The sequence below is a fragment of the Kitasatospora sp. NPDC091257 genome, from assembly GCF_044757675.1.
In the GTDB taxonomy this organism is placed as follows: domain Bacteria; phylum Actinomycetota; class Actinomycetes; order Streptomycetales; family Streptomycetaceae; genus Kitasatospora; species Kitasatospora lactacystinica.
Genome location: NZ_JBIVVI010001600.1, coordinates 1 through 1,651, shown reverse-complemented (window position 1 = coordinate 1,651; position 1,651 = coordinate 1). Strand labels below are relative to the sequence as shown.

General features: G+C 73.8%; 2 protein-coding genes. One reads left to right on the top strand and one right to left on the bottom strand.

Translation table 11 applies throughout. The annotated features are described in order from the left end of the window. Positions 1-99: 99 nt before the first annotated feature. Positions 100-750, bottom strand: a complete 651-nt coding sequence (locus ACIQOV_RS40640) for a GNAT family N-acetyltransferase (protein ID WP_401056062.1) — start codon at positions 748-750, stop codon at positions 100-102. A 141-nt stretch (positions 751-891) separates the two neighbouring features. Between ACIQOV_RS40640 and ACIQOV_RS40635 the strand changes: the two genes are divergently transcribed. Next, positions 892-1,651: acyltransferase family protein (locus ACIQOV_RS40635; protein ID WP_401056060.1), on the top strand; the 760-nt coding region annotated here is incomplete at its 3' end.

The following is a 1,651-nucleotide window of genomic DNA, read 5'->3' as shown; positions in this document are numbered from 1 at the left end:
AGGCCCGACAGGCAGCCCTGTCCGGGGGCGCGCTGGGCGTAGAGCCACTCCTCGCGGCCGAGCCAGCCGAGGTCGGGGCGGCGCTCGTCGGGGCCGGGGTCAGTCGGTGAGGCCGAACATGGTGCGGCAGTCGGCGCTCAGGCCGGTGACGGTGACCGGGGTGCGGGCGTGTTCGGCCCAGGCCTCGGGGCTCAGGCGCAGGCGCTCGGAGACCACCACCCGCCCGTCCAGGACGTCCCGGTCGATGCCGTCGCCGCGGTAGCCGAGCCTGCGCGAGACGGCCAGGGAGGAGTGGTTGTCGGCGAAGGAGAGCGAGGTCGCCGAGCGCGCGCCCAGCTCCGCGAAGGCCAGGTGGAGCATCGCGGCCCGCATCTCGGTGCCCAGGCCCTTGCCCTGGTGCTCCAGGCCGAGCCAGGAACCGGAGACGATCTCGCGCCGCACGCCGAACTCCTCGGCGCGCATGTCCTGGATCCCCACCGGGCGCCCCTCGTGGAAGGCGACCAGGTCCAGCGCCCAGTGCTGCGCGCTCCAGCGGCCCAGCCGTGCCCAGTGCGACTGCATCACGTGCCGGGCGCGTTCGGCCGGCGGCAGCTCGCCCCACGGCGTCAGGAACGGACGGTCCTGGGGCAGGTGGACGCCGCGCGCGGCGACGTCCGCCACCTCGGCGAGTTCGTCCTCGGTGGGCAGGCGCAGCTCCAGGCGGGGCGAGGTCACGCGCAGCCCCCGCAGGGGCCAGTGGTCGGTGATCATCGAACCAGTGTGCCCAGCGGGCGCACGACCCGCACCGCCATTTCCACCCGGCTCGCCACCCCCGCGCTCCGCCCCGCTTTACGCCTTCCGGGCGATACCGACAGTGACCCAGCTTGACGCACAGTCACCTAAGGTCATGTTATGAGTGCACGAAGTGATGCTCTGCTCGTCGGAGAACCGCCACCCCCGCACCGCCTGCCCACCCTCACCGCCCTGCGCTTCGCCGCCGCCCTCGCCGTCTTCCTCTTCCACGCCTTCCTCGTCACCGACCCGCTGCGCCCCCGGGCCCCGCTCGGCTTCTTCGCCGACCCCCGCCTCGCCGCCGCCCTCGCCCACGCCACCTCCAAGGCCGGCTACGCCGGGGTCTCGTTCTTCTTCGTCCTCAGCGGCTTCGTCCTGACCTGGTCCGCGCGGGACGGTGAGCGCCCCGCCGCGTTCTGGCGCCGGCGCCTGGCCCGGATCTACCCCAGCCACCTGGCGATGTGGGCCGCCGCCGCCCTCCTGTTCGCCTGGGCCTGCCCGGTGCGGGTCTGGCTGCCCAACCTCCTGCTCGTGCACGCCTACTCGCCCGACCCGAACATCAACTCGGGTATGAACATGCCCAGTTGGTCGCTGTGCTGCGAGGTCCTGTTCTACCTGCTGTTCCCGCTCCTGCGCCGCGCCGTACGGTATCTGCCCGAACGCGCCCTGCGCCCGGCCCTGGCAGCCGTCCTGCTGGTGGCCGCGGCCGTCGCGGGGGCCGACGCCGCCCTGCTGCCGGCCCACCCCCGTATCCCCCAACTGCCGGTGTCGCTCGACCAGTTGTGGTTCGGCTACCTCTTCCCGCCGGCCCGGCTGCCGGAGTTCGTCCTGGGCATGCTGCTGGCCCGGGCCGTCGCCGCCGGTCTCGCCCCGCGCATCC